Source organism: Vulcanimicrobium alpinum, assembly GCF_027923555.1.
In the GTDB taxonomy this organism is placed as follows: domain Bacteria; phylum Vulcanimicrobiota; class Vulcanimicrobiia; order Vulcanimicrobiales; family Vulcanimicrobiaceae; genus Vulcanimicrobium; species Vulcanimicrobium alpinum.
The window spans coordinates 3,304,410-3,325,338 of the sequence record NZ_AP025523.1 but is presented as its reverse complement, the minus strand read 5'-3'; the positions used below and the strand labels follow the sequence as shown (position 1 = coordinate 3,325,338).

26 protein-coding genes and 1 pseudogene are annotated in these 20,929 nt (G+C 69.3%); 19 read left to right on the top strand and 8 right to left on the bottom strand.

What is annotated here, in order from left to right; translation table 11 throughout:
* The first annotated feature begins 115 nt into the window (after nt 1–115).
* Nucleotides 116–2,188 carry a transketolase gene (gene tkt / locus WPS_RS17040; RefSeq protein ID WP_317995653.1) on the top strand — a complete coding sequence of 691 codons (2,073 nt, stop codon included), beginning with the start codon at nt 116–118 and terminating at the stop codon, nt 2,186–2,188.
* Nucleotides 2,188–3,060 carry a phosphoribulokinase gene (locus WPS_RS17035; protein ID WP_317995652.1) on the top strand — a complete coding sequence of 291 codons (873 nt, stop codon included), beginning with the start codon at nt 2,188–2,190 and terminating at the stop codon, nt 3,058–3,060. The genes tkt and WPS_RS17035 overlap by 1 nt, the downstream gene beginning before the upstream one ends.
* 33 nt (nt 3,061–3,093) lie before the next feature.
* Here the strand turns inward: WPS_RS17035 and serA are convergent, their stop codons facing one another.
* Nucleotides 3,094–4,659 carry a phosphoglycerate dehydrogenase gene (gene serA / locus WPS_RS17030; protein WP_317995651.1) on the bottom strand — a complete coding sequence of 522 codons (1,566 nt, stop codon included), beginning with the start codon at nt 4,657–4,659 and terminating at the stop codon, nt 3,094–3,096.
* A 94-nt stretch (nt 4,660–4,753) separates the two neighbouring features.
* Here serA and WPS_RS17025 point away from each other — a divergent pair, with 94 nt between their 5' ends.
* From WPS_RS17025 to WPS_RS17010, 4 genes are all read left to right on the top strand, one after another.
* Complete coding sequence (locus WPS_RS17025; RefSeq protein ID WP_317995650.1) at nt 4,754–6,214, top strand: protein O-mannosyl-transferase family; 1,461 nt, start codon at nt 4,754–4,756, stop codon at nt 6,212–6,214.
* A complete protein-coding gene (locus WPS_RS17020) occupies nt 6,204–7,397 on the top strand; it encodes a hypothetical protein (protein ID WP_317995649.1) in 1,194 nt (397 codons plus the stop codon). The genes WPS_RS17025 and WPS_RS17020 overlap by 11 nt, the downstream gene beginning before the upstream one ends.
* An 81-nt stretch (nt 7,398–7,478) precedes the next feature.
* Nucleotides 7,479–7,736, top strand: coding sequence for a hypothetical protein (locus WPS_RS17015; protein WP_317995648.1), 258 nt, complete (start codon nt 7,479–7,481; stop codon nt 7,734–7,736).
* A complete protein-coding gene (locus WPS_RS17010) occupies nt 7,736–7,978 on the top strand; it encodes a hypothetical protein (RefSeq protein WP_317995647.1) in 243 nt (80 codons plus the stop codon). The genes WPS_RS17015 and WPS_RS17010 overlap by 1 nt, the downstream gene beginning before the upstream one ends.
* Here the strand turns inward: WPS_RS17010 and WPS_RS17005 are convergent.
* Nucleotides 7,960–8,103 (bottom strand): hypothetical protein, encoded by a 144-nt coding sequence (locus WPS_RS17005; protein WP_317995646.1) that lies wholly within the window; start codon nt 8,101–8,103, stop codon nt 7,960–7,962. The genes WPS_RS17010 and WPS_RS17005 overlap by 19 nt on opposite strands.
* 7 nt (nt 8,104–8,110) lie before the next feature.
* Between WPS_RS17005 and ligD the strand changes: the two genes are divergently transcribed.
* The 6 genes from ligD (at nt 8,111) to nthA (ending at nt 12,979) form a co-directional block, all read left to right on the top strand.
* Nucleotides 8,111–9,883: a non-homologous end-joining DNA ligase gene (gene ligD / locus WPS_RS17000; RefSeq protein WP_317995645.1), complete on the top strand. Its 1,773-nt coding sequence runs from the start codon at nt 8,111–8,113 to the stop codon at nt 9,881–9,883.
* The gene (locus tag WPS_RS16995; RefSeq protein ID WP_405054910.1) at nt 9,819–10,862 is read left to right on the top strand and encodes a DNA polymerase domain-containing protein; all 1,044 of its coding nucleotides are present in this window, start codon (nt 9,819–9,821) and stop codon (nt 10,860–10,862) included. Before ligD ends, WPS_RS16995 begins: the two co-directional genes overlap by 65 nt.
* An 82-nt stretch (nt 10,863–10,944) precedes the next feature.
* A complete protein-coding gene (gene ku / locus WPS_RS16990; RefSeq protein ID WP_317995643.1) occupies nt 10,945–11,862 on the top strand; it encodes a non-homologous end joining protein Ku in 918 nt (305 codons plus the stop codon).
* A gap of 4 nt (nt 11,863–11,866) precedes the next feature.
* The gene (locus WPS_RS18335) at nt 11,867–12,130 is read left to right on the top strand and encodes a hypothetical protein (RefSeq protein WP_405054909.1); all 264 of its coding nucleotides are present in this window, start codon (nt 11,867–11,869) and stop codon (nt 12,128–12,130) included.
* Nucleotides 12,127–12,399 (top strand): SH3-like domain-containing protein, encoded by a 273-nt coding sequence (locus tag WPS_RS18330; RefSeq protein WP_405054908.1) that lies wholly within the window; start codon nt 12,127–12,129, stop codon nt 12,397–12,399. The genes WPS_RS18335 and WPS_RS18330 overlap by 4 nt, the downstream gene beginning before the upstream one ends.
* Nucleotides 12,386–12,979, top strand: a complete 594-nt coding sequence (nthA, locus tag WPS_RS16980) for a nitrile hydratase subunit alpha (protein ID WP_317995642.1) — start codon at nt 12,386–12,388, stop codon at nt 12,977–12,979. The genes WPS_RS18330 and nthA overlap by 14 nt, the downstream gene beginning before the upstream one ends.
* 2 nt (nt 12,980–12,981) lie before the next feature.
* Here nthA and WPS_RS16975 read toward each other — a convergent pair whose 3' ends face one another.
* The 3 genes from WPS_RS16975 to WPS_RS16965 all read right to left on the bottom strand — a co-directional run bounded on the left by WPS_RS16975 (nt 12,982) and on the right by WPS_RS16965 (nt 14,001).
* Nucleotides 12,982–13,533: a Uma2 family endonuclease gene (locus WPS_RS16975; protein ID WP_317995641.1), complete on the bottom strand. Its 552-nt coding sequence runs from the start codon at nt 13,531–13,533 to the stop codon at nt 12,982–12,984.
* A gap of 138 nt (nt 13,534–13,671) precedes the next feature.
* A complete protein-coding gene (locus WPS_RS16970; protein WP_317995640.1) occupies nt 13,672–13,815 on the bottom strand; it encodes a hypothetical protein in 144 nt (47 codons plus the stop codon).
* Nucleotides 13,816–13,869: 54 nt separating this feature from the next.
* The gene (locus WPS_RS16965; protein WP_317995639.1) at nt 13,870–14,001 is read right to left on the bottom strand and encodes a hypothetical protein; all 132 of its coding nucleotides are present in this window, start codon (nt 13,999–14,001) and stop codon (nt 13,870–13,872) included.
* A gap of 194 nt (nt 14,002–14,195) precedes the next feature.
* On the opposite strand from WPS_RS16965, the pseudogene WPS_RS18325 reads away from it, so the two are divergent.
* Nucleotides 14,196–14,252, top strand: a pseudogene (locus WPS_RS18325) (hypothetical protein); the annotation flags it as partial.
* Between the two features lie 20 nt (nt 14,253–14,272).
* On the opposite strand, the gene WPS_RS16960 reads toward WPS_RS18325, so the two are convergent.
* Nucleotides 14,273–14,602 (bottom strand): hypothetical protein, encoded by a 330-nt coding sequence (locus WPS_RS16960; protein ID WP_317995638.1) that lies wholly within the window; start codon nt 14,600–14,602, stop codon nt 14,273–14,275.
* 10 nt (nt 14,603–14,612) lie between these two features.
* Here WPS_RS16960 and WPS_RS16955 point away from each other — a divergent pair, with 10 nt between their 5' ends.
* Genes WPS_RS16955 through WPS_RS16935 form a run of 5 tightly spaced genes read left to right on the top strand, consistent with a single transcriptional unit; the run spans nt 14,613 to nt 18,524 of the window.
* Nucleotides 14,613–14,741, top strand: coding sequence for a hypothetical protein (locus tag WPS_RS16955; RefSeq protein WP_317995637.1), 129 nt, complete (start codon nt 14,613–14,615; stop codon nt 14,739–14,741).
* Entirely contained in the window at nt 14,738–15,937 is a 1,200-nt protein-coding gene (locus WPS_RS16950; protein ID WP_317995636.1) for an acyl-CoA dehydrogenase family protein, read from the top strand. Before WPS_RS16955 ends, WPS_RS16950 begins: the two co-directional genes overlap by 4 nt.
* Nucleotides 15,934–16,617, top strand: coding sequence for a histidine phosphatase family protein (locus WPS_RS16945; protein WP_317995635.1), 684 nt, complete (start codon nt 15,934–15,936; stop codon nt 16,615–16,617). Before WPS_RS16950 ends, WPS_RS16945 begins: the two co-directional genes overlap by 4 nt.
* Complete coding sequence (locus WPS_RS16940; protein ID WP_317995634.1) at nt 16,614–17,687, top strand: phosphotransferase family protein; 1,074 nt, start codon at nt 16,614–16,616, stop codon at nt 17,685–17,687. Before WPS_RS16945 ends, WPS_RS16940 begins: the two co-directional genes overlap by 4 nt.
* Nucleotides 17,688–17,747: 60 nt before the next feature.
* Nucleotides 17,748–18,524 carry an SDR family NAD(P)-dependent oxidoreductase gene (locus WPS_RS16935; RefSeq protein WP_317995633.1) on the top strand — a complete coding sequence of 259 codons (777 nt, stop codon included), beginning with the start codon at nt 17,748–17,750 and terminating at the stop codon, nt 18,522–18,524.
* Nucleotides 18,525–18,527: 3 nt separating this feature from the next.
* On the opposite strand, the gene WPS_RS16930 is transcribed toward WPS_RS16935, so the two are convergent.
* Together WPS_RS16930 and WPS_RS16925 are read right to left on the bottom strand one after the other, a co-directional pair.
* Nucleotides 18,528–19,667 (bottom strand): CaiB/BaiF CoA transferase family protein, encoded by a 1,140-nt coding sequence (locus WPS_RS16930; protein WP_317995632.1) that lies wholly within the window; start codon nt 19,665–19,667, stop codon nt 18,528–18,530.
* A complete protein-coding gene (locus WPS_RS16925; protein ID WP_317995631.1) occupies nt 19,664–20,230 on the bottom strand; it encodes a TetR/AcrR family transcriptional regulator in 567 nt (188 codons plus the stop codon). The genes WPS_RS16930 and WPS_RS16925 overlap by 4 nt, the downstream gene beginning before the upstream one ends.
* A gap of 132 nt (nt 20,231–20,362) precedes the next feature.
* Between WPS_RS16925 and WPS_RS16920 the strand changes: the two genes are divergently transcribed.
* Entirely contained in the window at nt 20,363–20,914 is a 552-nt protein-coding gene (locus WPS_RS16920) for a carboxymuconolactone decarboxylase family protein (protein WP_317995630.1), read from the top strand.
* The last annotated feature ends 15 nt before the right edge of the window (nt 20,915–20,929 follow it).

Sequence of the window (20,929 nt, the reverse complement as noted above, 5' to 3'; positions counted from 1 at the left end):
CGATTGCCCGCCACTCGTGGGGCGTTCTGCGCCTTTCGCGGCCGGCCGCGGCCCTCGTGGCCTCGACGTGGTAAGATAGGACTCCGTACTTCGCTGCCCGAGAGGCGTTCGTCAGATGGTCGACCTGCAGGCGCGCTGCGTCAATGCGATCCGCTTTCTCGCCGCCGACGCGGTGCAGCGAGCCAATTCCGGCCATCCGGGGCTTCCGCTCGGCGCCGCCGCCGCGGCGCACGCGCTCTGGTCGCGGCACCTGCGATTCGACGCAGCCGATCCGCAGTGGTGCGATCGCGACCGTTTCGTGCTGAGCGCAGGACACGGATCGATGCTGCTTTATGCGCTGCTCCATCTCGCGGGCTGCGGCCTGACGCTCGACGATCTGCGCCGGTTCCGGCAACTCGGCAGCAGAACGCCGGGCCACCCGGAAGCGAGGCATACGCCGGGCGTCGAGGCGACGACGGGTCCGCTCGGCCAGGGCTTCGCGAACGCGGTCGGGATGGCGATCGCCGAAGCGCATCTGGCGGCGACGTACAATCGCGAAGAAGCGATCGTCGATCACTTCACGTACGTGCTCGCGGGCGACGGCGATCTGATGGAAGGCGTGAGCGCCGAAGCCGCGTCGCTCGCGGGACATCTCGCGCTCGGCAAATTGATCGTACTCTACGACGACAACGCCGTTTCGCTGGCGGGCCCGACCAGCGTCGCGTTCACCGAAGATGTCGCGGCGCGCTTCGCGGCGTACGGCTGGCAAACGATTGCGGTCGGGCCGGACGACGCGAACGACGTCGACACGCTCGACCGCGCGATCGCGTCGGCGAAAGCGGAGACGCGGCGTCCGACGCTCATCTCCATCCGCACGACGATCGGCTTCGGCTCGCCCGAGGCGGGGACGTTCAAGACGCACGGCGAGCCGCTCGGTGAAGCGAAGCTCGCGCAGACGCGCGCGGCGCTCGGGTGGGAGTATCCGCCGTTCACCGTCCCCCACGACGTCTACGCATTTTGGCGAAAAAGGGCGACCGCGAACGCGGGCATGCGCCGCGCGTGGAACGAGCGATACGCGCGCTGGCGTGCGTCGCACCCGGCGCTCGCGGCGCAGTTCGAGCGCGCGCGCGCGGGGACGCTCCCCGACGCGCTGCCGTGGCCGAACTTCACCGCGGAGAACGGGGACGGCGCCACGCGCGAAGCCGGCGGCGCGGTGATGAACGCGATCGCCCCGGCGTTCCCCGAGCTGATCGGCGGGTCGGCCGATCTCGATCCCTCGACGAAAACATACCTGAACGGTCAGGGCGAGTTCGCGCCCGGTTCGTACGCCGGCCGCAACGTGCACTTCGGCGTCCGCGAGCATGCGATGGCGGCCGCGATGAACGGAATCGCGCTCCACGGCGGCCTCCTGCCGTTCGGCGCGACGTTCTTCACGTTCTCGGACTACCTGAAGCCGGCGCTGCGGCTGGCCGCGCTCAACCGCTTGCGCGGCGTGTTCGTCTTCACGCACGATTCGGTGTTCGTCGGCGAAGACGGGCCGACGCATCAGCCGATCGAACAGCTCGCGATGCTCCGTGCGATGCCGGGGCTCACCGTCGTGCGCCCCGCCGATGCCCTGGAGACGCTCGAAGCGTGGAAGCTCGCGATCCAGCCGCGCAGCGGACCGTGGGCGCTCGTGCTCTCGCGTCAGAAGACGCCGTTCCTCGGCGAACGCAGCGCGCAGGTCGCGCGTGGCGCGTACATCGTCCACGAACCGCGCGGTGCGCTGGATCTCGTGCTGATCGCGACCGGGACGGAGGTTGCGCTCGCGATCGCGGCTGCGAAGCTGCTCGACGCGCGCGACGTCAAGGCGCGCGTCGTCTCGATGCCATCGTGGGAACTCTTCGACGCGCAGGACGCGACGTATCGCAGTGCAGTGCTCCCCGCCGGGGTGCGCGCCCGGATCTCGATCGAGGCGGGTGCGACGATCGGCTGGCAGCGCTATCTCGGCGACGGCGGGATCGCGATCGGGATCGACGGCTTCGGCGCATCGGCGCCCGGGAGCGATCTTGCGGCGCACTTCGGCTTCACGCCCGAACGCATCGTCGAGGTCGCGCAGCGGCTGCTCGGATCGCAGCGCGCCGCAGGGACGCGGCCGCAGATCTCGCCGCTCTTCAGCGCGCGCACGATGCTGCGCGCGCGGCGCGAACCCGAACCCGAACCCGCCTGATGTCGGCGAAGCACCCGATCATCTCGATCACGGGGTCGTCGGGGGCGGGGACGACGACGGTGAAAGGGACGTTCGAGCAGATCTTCCGGCGCGAACACGTCACCGCTGCGGTGGTGGAGGGCGATGCGTTTCATCGCTTCGACCGCAGCGAGATGCGCGAGATGCTCGCGGCCGCGCAACGCGAGGGCCGCTCGCTCAGCCACTTCGGCCCCGACGGCAACCTCTTCGAGGAGCTCGAACAGCTCTTCCGCAGCTACGGTGAGACGGGCACGGGGCGGTACCGCAAGTACCTGCATGACGACGCGGAAGCGGCGCCGTACGGCCAGCCGCCGGGGACATTCACGGGATGGGAAGAGCTCCCGGCCGGCAACGACGTGCTGTTCTACGAGGGACTGCACGGCGGGATCGCGACCGATCGCGTCGATGTCGCGCAGCACGCCGATTTGCTGGTCGGCGTCGTCCCGACGATCAACCTCGAGTGGATTCAAAAGCTTCACCGCGACAAGACCGCGCGCGGCCACTCCCACGAGGCGATCGTCGATACGATCCTGCGCCGCATGCCCGACTACGTGAACTACATCGTCCCGCAGTTCTCGCGCACGCACATCAACTTTCAGCGCGTCCCGATCGTCGACACGTCCAACCCGTTCATCAGCCGCACGATCCCGACGCTCGACGAAAGCATGCTGGTGATCCGCTTCCGCGACGCGCACGGCATCGATTTCCCCTACCTGCTCTCGATGCTCCACGACTCGTTCATGTCGCGCGCCAACACGATCGTCTGTCCCGGCGGCAAAATGGATCTCGCCATGCAGCTCATCTTCACCCCGCTCATCTGGCAGCTGCTGGAACGCAAAAAGAAAGCCACCTAAGTCACGCTGAGCTCGTCGAAGCGCAGCCCCGGCCTACACATCCAGCACCCGCACCGACGTGATCCCGGCAATCGCGCGCAGCGCCGCCACTTCGGCCTCGGCCGCGGGCCGGTCGGTGGAAAGCACCATGATCGCGTCGCCGCTGACGGTGTTGCGTGAGACCTGCATCGTCGAGATGTTCACGCCGGCGTCGCCGAGGATCGTGCCGACGCGGCCGATCATCCCGGGGACGTCTTGGTGGCGCGTGATGAGCATCGCGCCGACCGGCGTCGCGTCGATCTCGTAGCCGTCGAGTTCGACGATGCGGGGCGAGCCGCCGACCGACGTGCCGGCGATCGCGACGTCGCCGCCGATCAGTTTGAGCGACGCCGCGTACGATGACTCGCGCGCGTCGCCGCGCGCGTCGACGGTGATCCCGAGTTCCCGCGCGATCGCTTCGGCGTTCACCACGGAAACGCGGCGGTCGGTGGTCGCCTGCAGCAGGCCGCTCAGAAACGCGCGAACGAGCGCTTCGCTCGGGACGTCGGCGAGCGCGCCGCCGAGGACGAGCGTGAACTGCGGGAGCCGTTCGCTGCGCGCGTACTGCGGATAGAACCGCCCCAGCCGGTACGCCACGTCGAGGAACGGAAAGACGCGCTCCGCTTCCGGTCCGTCGGGGACCGGCGCGTTCACCGCAGCGTTCGCCGGCGCGCCGAGCAGGACGCGCGCGACGTCCTGCGCCAGTTCCGTCGCGATCCGCGCCAGCGCTTCGTGCGTCGATCCGCCGAGGTGCGGCGTCGAGAAGACCTTCGGGTGGCTGTGCAGCGCCGCGCCGGTGCCCTCGGGCGGCGGCGGCTCGATCGCGACGACGTCGATCCCCGCGCCGGCGAGCACGTTCGCATCGAGCGCCTCGAGCAGATCGCGCTCCACGATCACGCCGCCGCGCGCGCAGTTGATCAGATAGGCGTGCGGCTGCAGCAGCGCGAGCTGCGCGGCGCCGATCATCCCCGTCGTCTGCGGCGTGAGCGGGACGTGCAGCGTGACGATGTCGCTGCGGCGCAGCAGCGTGTCGAGATCGACCAGCGTCACGTCGAACGCGTCGGCGCGCGCGGCGGTGATGTACGGATCGTGCGCGATGACGGTCATCCCGAACGCGCGGGCCCGCTGCGCGACGTTCCCGCCGATGCGGCCGAGTCCGACGATCCCGAGCGTTTTGCCGAACAGTTCGGTGCCGATGAGCTTCTTGCGGTCCCACACGCCTTGCCGCAGCAGCTGCACCGCCTCCGGCGTGCGGCGTGCGAGCGCGAGCATCAGCGCGAAGGTCTGCTCGGTCGCCGCGATCGTGTTGGCGCCGGGGGTGTTGAGAACGATGATCCCGGCGTCGGTGGCGGCATCGACGTCGATCGCGTCGACGCCGACGCCCGCCCGCGCCACGACGGTCAGCTTCGGCCCGGCGGCGAGGAGTTCGCGGTCGACGCGCGTCTCGGAGCGGACGATGAGGCCGTCGGCGTCCGCGAGCGCCGCGGTGAGCTCGGCGCGCGAGCGCCCGACTTGCGAATCGACGTCGATCCCGGCGTCGCGCAGTACGGCGAGACCGTGCTCGGCGAACGGTTCGGCCACGACGACGCGGGGCCGAGAGAGGCCGCTCTGAGTCATCGGGCGTAATTGCACGCGCTTGGTCCTTCGCCTGGTTCGGGCGCCGCGCCCGGGTGGAATGCTCGCCGTCGCGTGCGCATTCGCACTCCCGCTCGTCGTGCTGCTCGCAACGGTGCGGACGTCGGTCGGCTATTGGGACACGGGCGATCTGCAGACCGTTGCCTGGATCGCCGGCATTCCGTACCCGACGGGATATCCGCTGTACGTTATCCTGGCCTGGACGTGGACGCACGCGCTACCACTTGCGTCGGTCGCGATGCGCGTCAACGCGCTCTCGGCGATCGCGATCGCGGCGGGCAGCGCAGCCGTGTGCGCCGCCGCACTGCTCCTCGACGTCGCGGCGGACTTCGCGCTGCTCGGCGGCTTCCTGTTCGCCTTCGCGCACACGGTGTGGTATCGCGCGACCTATGCCGATGCGCACCCGGTCGGGTTCGCCGTCGCGTTCGCCGCGATCGTCCTGGCGGTCCGGTGGGCGCGGCGCGGCGACGCGCGCGCGCTCGCGGCGGCGATCCTCACCGGCGGCGTCGCGCTCGGGCTCGACAACACGACCGTCCTGCTGATCCCCGGCGCGCTCGTCGTCGCCGCCGGCCGCCGGCCGCCGCTGCGCGCGACCGCGCTTGCGCTCGCCGTCGCGTGCGGGATCGTCGCCGCCTCGTACGCGTACCTGCCGCTGCGCAGCGCGCAGGTCACCGCGGCGCGCCTGGATCCGACGCTCGCGCTGGGCGTCGCGCCCGGCCGCCCGTTCTGGGACGATCATCATCCCGCGACGCGCGCCGGCTTTCTCGCGCTGGTCGCCGGGACGGATTGGGGCGCGGAATCGGCCGCCGGACGCCTCGTCTCGCCGGCGGCGGCGGTCAAGGCCGCGCGCCGCTTTCTGCCGGAGCTGCGCGACGATCTCCATCCGGGTCTGGCGGCGATCGCCCTGCTGGGCCTGACGTTCGCGGCCGCGGCCGAGCCGGTGATCGTACTCGGGCTCGTCCTTGCGGCGATCGTGCCGGCGCTCTTCGGCGCGTCGTACCCGCCCGAAGCGGATCCCCAGCGCTATGCGTTCACGCTTTACGCGGTCGCGGCGCTCGGCATCGCGGTGTTCGTGTCGCGCATGGTGAGGGCGGTGCGCGCGGACTTTGCGATCGCGGCGCGCGCCGTCGCCGCCGGCGTTCTGGTGGTTGCGATCGGCCGCGAGATGCTGCGCGCAGACGATCTGCGCTGGTATCGCGACGACCGCTCCGCCGCGCAGTTCGGCGCCGACGTCGTGCGCAGCACCGCCGACGGCGCGATCGTCGTCGTGCCGTGGGATTACGCGACCCCGCTCGCGTACCGCGCCTACGTGGAACACGCGTTCGGGAACCGCGTCGTCGTGTGCGGCTTCGTCGAAGATTACCGCGACGACTACGCGCGCTGGAGCGGCGCGCATCAGATCGCCGTCGTCGGAAAGTCGCTGCCGATCGTCCCGGGATTCCGCACGCGGCTGCTCCACGACGGCGACCCGTTCGTCTTCGAGCTCGTGCGTGTTCGCTGACGCGGCGCGCCCCGAAGCTCGGTTCAACGCCGCGCTCGCGGGGATGCTCGGCGCGATCGCGGCGCTGCTCTTCTCGCACGGCCGCCTCACGCCGTACGACAACTACGTGCTCCTCGCCGATGCGATGCTGCACGGGCGGCTGTGGATCGATCCGCAGTGGCCGGGCCCGCAGATCGACGCCGTCCTCGCCGACGGCCATCGCTACATCGTCAACGATCCGGTGCCTGCGCTGCTGATCTTGCCGCTCGTCGCGCTGGTCGGCACGCGCGCCAACGAAACGCTGCTGGCGTGCCTGCTCTGCGGCGTCGCGACGGGCGCCGCGTGGGCGCTCCTGGAGCGTCTGGGCGTCACGAGCCGCGTCGCGATCTGGCTGATCGTCTTCCTGTTGGCCGGGACGGACCTGCTGTGGTGCTCGATGCTCGGCGACGTGTGGTTCGTCGCGCAGACGTCGGCGGTCGCGTTCACCCTGCTCGCGCTGTGCGAACTCGCCGGTGCACGGCGCGGACTGCTCGTCGCGGTGTTCTTCGCCCTCGCGCTCGGCTCGCGTTTCACGCTGGTGATGGCGCTCCCGGTGATCGCCTGGTGGGTATGGGACGGATTTCTCGCACGCGAACGCCGGCCGCGCGCGCTGAATGCGTTCGCGCTGACGCTCGTCCCGTTCTTCATGCTGTGGATCGCGTACAACGAGGCGCGCTGGCACGTCCCGTGGGACGCCGGCCACACGATCTTCTATCATCAGGACCCGTTCATGGGCTCGCCGGCCGGCTCGCCCTTCGGCATCGGCAACGTGCCCGTCGAACTGTGGTCGTTTTTCGTCGCGTGGCCGCTGTGGCACGCGCAGGCGCCGTATCTCGAACCGCTCACGTCGGGGACGGCGCTGTGGTTCACGAGTCCGGCGCTGCTGCTCGCGCTCGTCGCGCGCACGCCGCGGCTGCTGGTGCTCGCATTGTGGTGCGCGACGCTCCTGGTCGCGTTGCCGTCACTGCTCTACTATGCGAACGGCGGGGCGCAATTCGGGATGCGGCACGCGCTTGATTTCGAGCCGTTTCTCCTCGCCCTGATGGGCCTCGCCGCGCGCGACGGGCTCGCGGCCGGCTGGCGGGTCCTCATCGCGTGGAGCGCGGCGGCCGGCGTGTGGGGCTGCTGGTACTGGAATACGTTCCTGCGGCCCGGCAATCTGTGACCGGCATCCCGTCGGTGTAGTATCGCGCGTTTCCTGGGTAGATGGGAGCGCACTGCACAAATACCCGGAGGTTCGAAATTGATGGAAGAACGCAACGTCACGGTCGACCGCGATAACGGGGGCTCGCTCGCTGCCTTTAGTTTGGTCGCCGTCGTCGTCGTGGTCGCACTGATCGCGCTCTTCGTGTGGCAGCCGTGGAATCAGTCGAGCACGACGCGCTCCAACAGCACCAACACGACGATCACGCAGCCGGGCGGCTCCAGCGGCGCGAGCAACAGCGGCTCGACGTCGTCGGGCTCGGGCACCAGCGGCAGCAGCAGCGGTGGGAGTACGCACTAATGGATCGTAACGATACGGATCGCGACGACGCCGTCAACACGATCAAGGGCGACATGCGCGACGCGATCGATGAAGCGAAGCACCGCGTCGCCGCCGGCGGCGAGAAGATGAAACGCGCCGTCGAGGGCGATCGCATGCCGCTCGGCGACCGCATCGTCTCGCATGTCAAGGAAGCCGGCCACGACATCGCGGCGGACGCCGATCGCGCTTCGCGCGACGTCCGTCACGAGGATGACGTGTAGCGATGGATCGCCGCGACATCCGTGACGAGCGCATCGATACCGTCCGCGACGACGTCGTCGACGAGCGGGAACGCGCGCGCGATCACGACCACGACCACGATCACCACCACGACAAGAACGCCCATCAGAAGCATGTCGACGACGGGACGGCGAAGGCGCCGACCGACGGGCACCTCTTCTCGGATGACGCGAAAAAGGTGGGCGGTGAATCGAAAGAGCTCTGGCGCGAAGCCACCGGGAAGGAAAAAGGCCGCTAAGGCGGCCGAGCCGCTCGCGGAGTATGCGCGCAAGCGCGACTTCGCGGCGACCCCGGAACCGAAAGGACGCAAGCGGAGCGCTTCCAAGCAGCTCCGCTTCGTCGTGCAGGAGCATCGCGCGACCCGCCTGCACTGGGATTTCCGGCTCGAAGCCGGCGGCGTGATGCCGTCGTGGGCCGTCGCGAAGGGACCCACGCTGGTGCCGCTCGAGAAACGGCTCGCGATGAAGACCGAGGATCACCCGCTCGACTATCAGACGTTCGAGGGCGTGATCCCCGAGGGCAATTATGGCGCGGGCGAGGTGATCGTGTGGGACAACGGTACCTACGCGCTCGCCGAAGGCGACGATCCGATCGCCGAGATCGCCAAAGGGAAGCTCAAGTTCGTGCTCAACGGCACGAAACTCAAAGGGCTCTTCTCGCTGGTGAAGATCAAGCCGCGCGAGGGCGAGCACGGCGAACCGTGGCTGCTCTTCAAGGATCACGACGCGTACGAAGATCCGGCGTGGAAGGTCGAAGAGCACGCCGAGAGCGTGAAGAGCGGCAAGACGCTGGCGGAACTGCAGGCGTCGCGCAAGGACGCGCCGATCTGGCGCAGCAACCGCGCCGCCGCGCCCGACGGCACCGCGGTCAAGCGCGCCGCGCGCGCGAAGTCCGCGCACGCGGATCCGATCCCGCGCGACGCGACGCCGATGCTGGCGACGCCGGTCGACGCGCCGTTCGACGACGACGACTGGCTCTTCGAACTCAAGTGGGACGGCTACCGCGCGATCGCGACGATCGAACGCGACGGCGTGACCCTGCGTTCGCGCACCGGGAAAGATCTGCTGCACCAGTTCGGCGAGATGCGCGAGCTGGTGCACGCGTTTCGTTCCGTGCCGATCGTCGTCGACGGCGAACTGTGTGTGCTCGACGCGAACGGGAAGCCGGATTTTCAAGCCCTGCAGTCGCGCGACAAGCCCGTCCCGGGAATGAAGCGTCACAAGCCATCTCCCGTGACGTTCGTCGTCTTCGATTGCCTCTACGCCGACGGCCGCGACTTGCGCACGCGGCCGCTCGAAGAGCGGAAACGCCTGCTCGAGCAGCTGATCGTTCCGGATCACGTCGTGATGTATTCGAAGCACGTGATCGGGCACGGCAAGGAGCTTTTCGCGCTCGCCGAGCGCGGCGGACTCGAAGGGATCGTCGGGAAGCAGCGCAGTTCGCCGTACCGCTCGACCCGGTCGCGCGAGTGGGTGAAGGTCAAAGCCAAGAAGCGCCAGGAGTTCGTGATCGGCGGCTACACCGAACCGCGCGGTTCGCGCAAGGGCTTCGGCGCGCTGCTCGTCGGGTATTACGACGGCGACGACCTGCTCTACGCCGGTCACGTCGGGACCGGATACAATGAAGATTCGCTCAAGGCGCTCACCGCGAAGCTCGAGCCGCTGGAACGCAAGACGTCGCCCTTCTCCAACACGCCGCCGAAGACGAACACGCCGGCGCACTGGGTCGCGCCGAAGCTCGTCGCGGAGGTGACGTTCGCGGAGTGGACGCGCGAAGGGATCCTCCGGCAGCCGGTCTATCTCGGGCTGCGCATCGATAAAGATGCGAAGAGCGTTGTGCGCGAGGTCGAACAGCACATCACGCCTGCAACGCGGCGCGCGCGATGAGCGCCGCGCGGGCGCGCACGAAGGAAGCGCCGACCTCGGTGGTCGTCGACGGCCGCACCGTCGCGCTGACGAATCAGAGCAAAGTGCTCTTCCCGAGCGACGGCTACACGGAAGGCGATCTGGTCGCGTACTATCGCGCGGCGCGCCGGTCCTCATCCCGTATCTGCAGGACAATCCGCTCACGATGGAACGTTTCCCCGACGGAATCGCCGTCGCGCGCGGCATCTGGGAGAAGCAGCGTCCTCGCTACACGCCGGACTGGATTCGTCGCGTGACGATCCCGCCGTCGACCGGCCAGCCGCGCGACGTCACGTATCTGATCGTCGACGACGAAGCCGCGCTGACCTGGGTCGCGAACCTCGCCGCGATCACCCTGCACATCTGGTACTCGCACGTCCCGACCCTCGACGTCCCCGACGTGATCCTGTTCGATCTCGATCCCGGCGAGCGCTGTCCGCTCGCGCGGCTCGCGCGGGTCGCGCTCGCGTTTCGCGACGAGCTCGCGGAGATCGGCCTGCGCGCCTACGTGAAGACGACGGGCGGGATGGGGATGCACGTCGTCGTCCCGCTCGCGCCGAAGTACGACTACGACGTCGCCAAAGGCGTCGCCGAACTGGTCGCGCATCGCTTGAGCCGCGTGCTGCCGGACGACACGACGCTCGAACGGGCGATCGCCCGCCGCCCCGACGACCGCGTCTACCTCGACTGGGTCCAGGTGGGCAAGGGGAAGACGTACGTCGCGCCGTTCAGCGTCCGCGCCCGCGACGGCGCACCGGTCTCGATGCCGCTTGGATGGGATGCCGTGGACGCGATGCGGCGCAAGCGCTCGAAGGAGACCACCGCTGAGATGAAGCGCTGGACGATCCGCAATGTCCCGGGTCTCGTCGCCGAGCACGGGGATCCGTGGCTCGCCGAGGGATGGAAGCGGCAGACGCTGGAGAGCCCGCTTAAACGCGCCCGCGCGGTCTGGGAACACTGAGAGCCGGGTAGCACCAGGGATGGGGGCGCCGGGCGCTCGAAGCGCGTCCGGCGGGCTCGCCTGCTCTAGGGGGTATCCGGTTTTGGCTCACGCGATCTGGTCCGGCGCGATCAACTTCGGACTCGTCACGATCCCGGTCAAGCTCTATACGGCCGTGCGCACCAACGATCTGCGCTTCAACTTTCTGCACAAGAAAGACGACGGGCGCATCTTCAACGAGCGCCACTGCACCGTGTGCGGTGAGAAGGTCGAGTACGCGGATCTCGTGCGCGGCTACGAATACGAGAAAGGCCGCTACGTCACGATCACCGACGACGACCTCAAAGCCGTCCGCCCCGAGGCGACGCAGTCGGTGCAGATCGTGCAGTTCGTCGAGCTCGATCAGATCAACCCGATGTACTTCGACACGCCCTACTATCTCGAGCCGGAGAAGAAGGGCCGTCACGCCTACGCGCTCCTGCGCGACGCGCTCAAGGACGCCGGCAAAGTCGCGATCGCCTCGGTCGTGATCCGCTCGCGCGAGCACCTCGCCGCGGTGAAGCCCAACGGCGAAGCGCTCGTCCTCGAACTGATGCACTTCGCCGACGAGATGGTCTCGCAGGGCAGCTTCGATTTCCCCGCCCTGAGCGAACACGTCGCCGAGGCCGAGAAGAAGGTCGCCAAGATGCTCATCGACACGATGAGCATCGAGGCGTTCGATCCCGAGCAGTTCCACGACAAGTACCGCGAAGACGTGCTGGCGATGATCGAAGCGCGAGCCGCCGGCGAGTCGGTCGAAGCGCCGGAGATCCACAAGCCGGCGGCGACCAACGTCGTCAACCTGATGGACGTGCTGCAGCGTTCGCTCGAACAATCCAAAGCACGACGGGCGAGCGGCGGCAGCGCCGCCGCGGAGGACGATGCCGAGGAAGAGCGGCCTGCGAAGAAGACCGCGACCGCGCGCAAGAAATCGGCGAACGCCGCCAAGCCGAAGGCGAAGCGAAAGAAGTCGGCGGCGTAACGCGATGAGCCGGCTCAACGACGTCGGCGGGATGCACGCGTTTGGCGAGATCGTGCGCGACGGCGACGAGCCGGGATTTCATCACGAATGGGAGGCGCGCGTCTTCGCGCTCAACCGCGCGCTGATGCAGCGCGGGCTCTACAACCTCGACGAGTTTCGCGATGCCGTCGAACGGATCGATCCGGCGGTCTACTACGGCCTCTCGTACTACGAGCGCTGGTTCGCGGGGATCGAGATGCTGCTGCACGAGAAGGGCGTGATCCGGTGAGCTTCGCTCCCGGCGACGCGATCGTCACCAGCACGGCGAATCCGAGCGGCCACAACCGGCTGCCCCGCTATCTGCGCGGGAAGCCGGGCGTCGTGATCGCGCGGCGCGGCGCGTTTCCGCTGGCCGACCTGCGCGCTCGCGGCGAACAACCGTCGCCGGAGATGCTCTATACCGTGCGCTTCGACGCGCGCGAGCTCTGGGGCCGCGACGCCGAGCCGAACGCGACGGTGCAGGCCGATCTTTGGGAGTCGTATCTTGTCGCACGATGATGCGCCGACGGCGCGCCGCGTCGACGCGCTCGTCGCGCAGCTCGAAGACCGCGGCATCACCTCCGATGCCGAGCTGACGGCGATCGTCGAGCGCTTCCTGGCGGGCGCGGGGCCGCAGAACGGCGCGCGTCTGGTGGCGCGGGCGTGGCGCGATCCGGCGTTCAAAGCGCTGCTGCTCGACGATGCGAACGCGGCGATCGACGCGGTCGGGCTCGAGACGGGACATTGGGTTTCGGTCAAGCTCGTCGCCGTCGAAAACACCGCCGACGTCCACAACGTCATCGTGTGCACGCTCTGCTCGTGCTATCCGCTGGCGCTCCTCGGCCCGTCGCCGTACTGGTACAAGAGCGAAGCTTACCGGTCGCGCGTCGTGCGGGAGCCGCGTGCCGTGCTCGCGGAGTTCGGCCTGCGGCTCGAACCGCACGTCGAAGTGCGGGTGTGGGACAGCACCGCCGAGCTCCGCTATCTGGTCGTGCCGCAGCGGCCGGCCGGCACCGAGGGCCTCGACGAAGACGCGTTGGCAGCGCTGGTCTCGCGCGACGCGCTCATCGGCGTCGCAGTCGCGACGGCTCCCGGCTAACGCTAGGCGTCGTTCGTGTCGGCCGCGTCGTCGGCATCCGTCGAAGGCGCACCCGCATCGATGATGCGGGTGATGTCGAGGCGCAGATCCTCCGGCGGCGATCCGAACTCCTCGACGCGTCGCCTCTCCGGATCGATCAGCACCGCATACCGCGCGCCGAGCTCCACGTAGCGCGCGATTTTCTGACGCTGACGCGCATAGGCGTCGTAACGCGAGACGATCTCGACCACGACGTCGGGGACGACGCCCGGAAAGGTGTCGTCCTGCGCGTCGCCGAGCGCGTACCATCGGTCGAACGAAACCCATGACGCGTCCGGTGCGCGAACCGCGGTGTCGGGAAGGGTGATGCCGCCGTCGGACGCGGCGGCGAAGCCGCGCCCTTCACCCCACGCGTTCAACTGGCGGGCGGCTTCGAACGCGCGAATCGCGTTGCGATAAGACGTAGGACTCACCGCAAGCGACCCGTCCGCTTCGCGTTCGACGCGCCAGCCGGGGTTCGCGGCGCTCAGCGCGGCGAGGTCGTCGTTGTCGAGCGGATGCGCGGGAACGATCATCGTGAAGGCTCACGCCAGTCTATCACGCGCCTCGCAGCGGCGGCTAGCGTGACGCCGGCCCGAGATGCGCGAGGATCCAGGCGCGGCGGTCGTTGTGGGCGGCGGCGACGTCGAGGTCGTGTCCGGCGTCGTGGAACTTCAGGGTGCGGTCGCGATCCGCACGGCGTTGCGCAGCGCGCTCGCCGTCGCCGTCGCGACGCACGTATCGCGACGCGCGAACTGCGGCAGCGTGGCCTGCTGCGTGCCTCGTGCGAGCCAGCCCGGCAGATCGAATGCGCTCATCTGCGCGACGTACGCGGCGCGGTCGGCCGGCCGTTCGCCGAGCAGATACCGCTCTCAGAACGAGAGCGCCGGCGTCATCAGCACCGCGTATTTCACCCGGTCGTCGGCCGCGAGCAGCCGCGCGCCGTCCATCGCGACGAAATCATGTCCGACGTACGCGATGCGCGCCGGATCGACGCGCGGCATCGCGACGAGGCAGTCGAGCGCGCGGCGCAGCGCGACGAGACCGGGTCGAACGCGTTGTCGACCCGGAGACCGGGAAACGCCGCAGCCGCTGGACCTACCTCGGCCGGGTCGCCTCCGAGCGCGCGAAGGCGGCGTCCACCGCCCCGCGCCGGTCCGGCGATGCCCGAGGCCACCTGCTCGCCGCGCTCGAGCGCTTGCTGGCGGATCGCGATTTCGCGTCCGTCACGGCCGACGCGATCGCTGCCGAAGCGGGGCGCGCGCACGGAATGTTTTACCGCCCCTTCCGCGACAAGCGTGCTGCGCTCGATGCCGCCCTGGCGCGCGTCCGCGAGAACCGCCGAAGGCGGCGTTCGTGGCCGTGCCGGCAAACCGGGCCGAGGCGCGGGCGCGGTTGCGCGGGCTCGTCGAGGCCGTCTTGCGGTCGCCCTCCGAGCATCCCGCACTGATGCGCGCGTTCGACCTGCTCGGCTTGCGCGACGAGGCGTTCGCGACGCAGCGCCGCGAGCGGCGCGCCGATCTCGTCCGCGTCCTCGCCGCCGCGCTGGAGCGCGACACCCGGCTCGGCTTCGCCCGTACGCGACGCCGACGCGACGGCGAGCACGATTCTGGCGATGATCGACGGCCTCTACCGCGAGGCGGTGCTCGAAGGCGCGGTGCTCGACGACGCTTGGATCCGGGCCGCCGTCGAGCTGGTCGAACGCGCGGTATTCGGCGACGTCGAGCGAAAGAACGAACCATGACGACCACCGCCGCCGCGTCGCTGCTCGAGCGCCTCGAAGCCTTCATGGCCGCCGAGGTCTATCCGAACGAGGACGTCTACCATTCGCAAGTGCGCAGCGGCGCGACGCCCTTCGCGCAGCCGCCGATCATGGACGAACTGCAGACAAAAGCGCGCGCGCAGGGCTTGTGGAATCTGTTCCTGCCGGAAGCCGAGTACGGCGCCGGATTGTCGAATCGCGACTACGCGCCGCTGTGCGAGGTGATGGGCCGCTCGTTCATCGCGCCGGAGGTCTTCAACTGCAGCGCGCCCGACACGGGCAACATGGAGGTCTTCGCGCGCTACGCGTCGCGCGAACTGCAGGACCGCTGGCTGCGACCGCTCCTCAACGCCGAGATTCGTTCGGGTTTTGCGATGACCGAGCCCGACGTCGCCTCGTCGGACGCAACGAATATCAGCGCCGAGATCCGCCGCGACGGTGACGCGTACGTCGTCAACGGCCGCAAGTGGTGGACGACCGGGGCCGCGCATCCGCGCTGCAAGGTCCTCATCTTCCTGGGCCGCTCCGACCCCGATGCGCCGCGCCATCAGCAGCACTCGATGCTCGTCATCCCGATGGACACGCCGGGCGTGCGCATCGTGCGCAACCTCTCGGTATTCGGCTACGACGAAGCGCCGCACGGACACTGCGAGATCGCGTTCGAGAACGCGCGCGTCCCGGCGGAGAACCTGCTGCTCGGCGAGGGGCGCGGGTTCGAGATCGGCCAGGGGCGTCTGGGCCCGGGGCGGCTGCATCATTGCCTGCGATCGATCGGGATGGCCGAGCGCGCGCTCGAGATGATGGTCGCACGCGTGAAGGAACGCGTCGCGTTCGGCAAGCCGCTCGCCGAACAGGGCGTGATCATGGAGTGGATCGCCGACTCGCGCATCGAGATCAATCAGGCGCGTCTGCTGACCTACGATGCGGCGGAGCGGCTCGACCGCGACGGCAACAAAGCGGCGCGCCACGAGCTCGCGATGGCGAAAGTCGTGGCGCCGAACGTCGCGCAGCGCGTGATCGACCGCGCGATTCAGGCGTTCGGCGGGGCGGGCGTCAGCGCCGACACGTTCCTTGCGGAAGCGTACGCGCTGATCCGCACGCTTCGGCTCGCCGACGGGCCCGACGAAGTCCATCGCGCGTCGATCGCCAAGGGCGAACTGAAGAAAGGAACGCGGTGAGCCGCAGCGATCCGCTCGACGCGCTCGGCTTGAGCCTGAAGCGCGGCGCCGCGGAACTGCACGTCGTCCGCCACGCCGATGCGGTTCCGGAATCCGAAGAGACGTTCGCGATCTACGACGACTACGAAGCGCACCCGTTGAGCGAACGCGGGCGCGCGCAGGCGGCCGCGGTCGCCGAGCGTTTCGGCGATCTCGACGTGCGCGCCGTGTACGCGAGCCCGATCCGGCGCGCGCGCCAGACCGCCGACGCGATCGCCGCGGTCACCGGCGTCCCCGTGCACGAGGAGCCCGAGGTGCGCGAGATCGCGATCGGCGAGGTCGACAACGGCACCGCGATGTCGCTGCGCGCGCGGCTCGAATGGCTCGCGACCGTCGCGATGCGCGACGGTTCGTGGACGGGGATCCCCGGCACAGAACCCTCGCACGAAGTGCGCGGCCGGATGCTGCGCGCGCTCGATGCAATCGCGGCGCGTCATCCAGGCGAGCGCGTCGCCGTCGTCTCGCACGCGGGCGCGATCAACGCCGCGCTCGGCGCGATCGCCGAGACGGCGCACGACTTCGTCTTCCCGCTTGCGAACGCATCGGTCTCCGTCGTGCGCATCGGCGGCGGCCGCCGTCTCTTGATGAGCGCGAACGAAACCGGTCATCTCACCGCGGTGGCGTCGCGGGGCCGCCGATGAGCGCGGGCCTCCCCGCCGATCCCGAAACGATCGAGATCCGCAGCGAAGAGCAGCTCGACACGACGCGGCTCGAACCGTACCTGCGCGCGCATCTCGAGGGCGCCGAGGGGCCGCTCGCGGTGCGCCAGTTCGGCGGCGGCCACGCCAACCTGACGTATCTGATGCGCTTCGGCGAGCGCGAGTTCGTCCTGCGGCGGCCGCCGCTGGGACCGGTGCCGGCCGGCGCGCACGACATGCGGCGTGAACATCGCGTGCTCTCGACGCTCTGGCGCGGCTACCCGCTCGCGCCGCGCAGCTTTCTGCTGTGCACCGATCACGCGATCATCGGCGCGGACTTTTTCGTGATGGAGCGCCGTCACGGCATCGGCCTGCGCGAAACGATCCCCGAACCCTGGGCGCATCGCCCGGACGTGCTGCGGGGCATCGGCGAGTCGCTCGTCGACGACCTTGCCGCGCTGCACGCCGTCGATCCCGCGAGCGTCGGCCTGGGCGAGCTCGGCAAACCCGAAGGCTTCGTCGAGCGCCAGCTCAACGGCTGGATCGACCGCTGGTACAAGGCGCTCACCGCCGACGTCGGTCCGGCCGAACCGTTCACCGGCTGGCTGCGTCAGACGATGCCGCGTCAGCGCCGCGTCGCGCTGCTGCACAACGACTACAAGCTCGACAACACGCTGCGCGACGCGGCGAATCCCGCGCGCACGGTCGCGGTGCTCGATTGGGATATGTGCACGCGCGGTGAACCGCTGATGGATCTGGGCTATCTGCTCGCGCTGTGGGCGGAGAACACCGATCCGCCCGGCTGGATTCACGGCCGCATGCCGACCTGGCTCGACGGGTTTCCGACGCGGCGCGAAGCTGCCGACCGCTATGCGCGCGCGAGCGGTGCGGAAATCGACGACCTGCATTGGTATGTCGTGTTCAGCGTCTTCCGCTACGCGGTGATCCTGCAGCAGATCTATATCCGCTACGTGCGCGGACAGACGCACGACGAGCGGTTCCGCAATTTCGGCAGCGCGGTGAATCAGCTCACCGAGCGCGGCCTCGCGCTCATCGAGCAGGGATCGATCTAACGGCCCCCGGCGACGGGGCGTGACGAGAGGCTTCCGCGTGGGGCGGCGGAAGTGCGCGGGATGAGCGACGATCTCTTCGATCTGGCCGGCAAGGTCGCCATCGTCACCGGCTCGTCACGCGGGATCGGTCGTGCGATCGCGACTCGGTACGCGCAGCGCGGCGCCCGCGTTGTGATCTCGAGCCGCGACGCCGCCTCGTGCGAAACGGTCGCGCAGGAACTGCGCGGCGCCGGCGGCGACGCGGTCGCGATCGCGGCGCACGTCGGCAAGCGCGTCCAGCTCGAAGCGCTGGTCGCGCAGACCGTCGCGCACTTCGGCGGCATCGACATCCTCGTGGCGAACGCCGCCGTGAACCCGTACTACGGACCGCTCGCGGGGATCACCGACGACGCGTGGGACCGCATCATGAACAGCAACGTGCGCAGCACGCTGTGGCTCGCGAACCTGGCGTTTCCGCGCATGGCCGAGCGCGGCGGCGGTGCGGCGCTCTTCCTCTCGAGCATCGCCGGGCTCAGCGGCACCAACGTCATCGGCGCGTACGCCGTCTCCAAGACCGCGTTGATCGGACTCGCGCGAAGCCTCGCGGTGGAATGGGGCCCGCACGGGATCCGCGTCAACTGCATCGCGCCGGGGATCGTGAAGACCGACTTCGCGCGCGCGCTTTGGGACAATCCGGAGATCGCCGAACCGACGATCCGCCGCACCGCGCTGCGCCGCCTCGCCGATCCCGACGACATCGCCGGCGCCGCGATCTACCTCGCCGCCCGCGCCGGAGCGTTCGTCACCGGCCAAACCATCGTCATCGACGGCGGCGTCACCATCGACACCGGCATGTAGCGCTCAGCGCTGCGTGCGGTTGTGTTCGCCGAGGTTTGGGGCGGGGCGCAGGTCGACGTCGTCGAGCGCGTCCCAGCGAATCGGCGTGCGCAGGGTGCGGATCCGGCCTTCGGTCGGATGGTCGCGCTCTTCGACGAATCCGGTCGCGGCGATCTGCGGATCGTCGAGCAAGCTCGCGACGTCGTGCAGCGGCATGAACGGCACATCGATCGATTCGAGCAGCACGAGCCATTCCGCCGACGTCCGCATCGCGACGATATCGGCGACCACCGCGTACGCGTAATCGTAGTGTTCGCGCCGCATCGCATCGTCGCTCAGCCGCGGTTCGGCGGCGTACTGCTCGGCGCGGCCCGCGGCGGTGAAGAAGCGCTGCCACTGCGCCGGCGTGTAGAGCAGGACGCAGACGTATCCGTCGCTCGTGCGGTACGGGCGGCGGTGCGGCGTAAGAATGCGCTGGTAGCCGTAGTCGCCGGCGGGCGGAACGTACGTGTGGCCGCCGAGATGATCGGCCAGCACGAGTTCCGCCATCGTCTCGAACATCGGGATCTCGATCGACGCACCGCCGTTGCCGCGCTCGCGCGCGAAGAGCGCCGCCAGCACCGCGTTCGCGGCCGTGATCCCGGTGATGCGGTCGGCGATCAGACTCGGGATGTAGCGCGGTTCGCCGCCCGTGTGCGCGAAGAGCGACGCCAGGCCGCAGCCGCCCTGGATGAGGTCGTCGTAGGCCGGGCGGGCCGCGTACGGCCCGCGCTGGTCGAACCCGACGATTCCGACGTAGACGATCTCGGGATTCGCGCGCTTTGCGTCCGCATACGCGAGGCCGAGGCGCTCCATCGCCGCCGGCCGCACGTTGGTGAGGAAGACGTCGGCGCCTGCGATCAGCGCGAGCGCCTCTTCGCGTCCCGCACCGGTTTTCAAGTCGAGTGCGACGCTGCGCTTCCCGGCGTTCATGTGCAAAAACTCCGGCCCCATCGTCGGATGACGTCCGGGCGGGGCGTAGCGCATGATGTCGCCTTCCGGCGGCTCGATTTTGATCACGTCGGCGCCGTATCCGGCGAGCAGATGCGTCGCCCACGGTCCTGCAACCACGGTCGTCAGATCGACGACGCGCACGCCGGCGAGCGGCGCCCCGCCGTCCGTCACGCCGCGCCCTCGAGCAGATCGCGTTCCGCCGCGCGCAGCGCGCGCCGAAACGGCGCCGGATCGTCGAGCGCACCGGCGAGGATCAGCGCGCCCTCGATGCGGACGACGACGTCTTCGGCGCGGTCGCGCGCGATGCGCGCCGGGACGCCGGCCTCGACTGCCAGATCGCGCAGTGCGCCGACCCAGCCGCTGAACGCGTCCTTGAGATACTGCTGAAATCGCGTGCGGCCGCCGCCGAGGACAAGCGTGCCGAGCAGGCACGCGTCGCGGCCGCCGCCGTAGAAGGTGTCGAGCGCGCGCAGCATCGCGCGCAGCCGCTTGGGCGGCGGCCCTTCCCCACGCAGCGGGAGCAAGGCGCGGTCGCGCATCCAGGCGTCGACGCGTTCGAGGACGGCGATCGCCATGTCGTCTTTACCGCCGGGAAAGTAGTGGTAGAGGCTGCTCTTCCCCAGCCCCGTCGCGCGCGAGAGTTCGCTCAGCGACGCGCCGTCGTATCCGCGTTCGCGAAACACGTTCTGAAGGCGCGCGACGACTTCGTCACGCGGGACCAGGGCAGCAGGCATCGGGTTCGCCCTTCGGCGTCCGGACCGTCGTTTCCGGAAAGGGGCTTGACAGCGGCGGCTTCGTGCCGTATTGTACCGAACGTTCGGTTAAATAACAAACCCTACCGCCGATCGTTCCAGGAGCACACACCCATGTCCAGTCTCAACGCCGTCGATCCCGCAACCGCGCCGGACGACGCGAAACGGATCCTCGCCGCCGTCAACGCACAGCTCGGCGTCACGCCCAACATGTTCCGCGTCGCCGCGAATTCGGCGGCCGCGCTCAACGGTCTCGTTCAGCTCAGCGGCTCCCTCGCAAAGGGCCGGCTGAACGCGCGCGTTCGCGAACAGATCGCGCTTGCCGTCGCCCAGACGAACGGCTGCGACTACTGTCTCTCGGCGCACACGTACCTCGGCAAACAGGCCGGCCTGAACGACGACGACGTTCGCCGGGCGCGCTCGGGTGACGCCGCCGAGCCGAAGATCGACGCAATCGTCCGGCTCGCGGTTGCGATCGTGCGCGAACGCGGACACGTCGGCGCCGAGGCCGTCGTGCAGGCTCGGGCAGCCGGCATCAGCAACGCCGAGCTCGTCGAGATCGTCGGCAACGTCGCGCTCAACGTCTTCACCAACTACCTCAACGTCGTCGCCGGCACCGAGATTGATTTCCCGGTCGTCCATGCCGCCGAATTGTCCCGCGCGTGAGAGCGGCCACCGCGA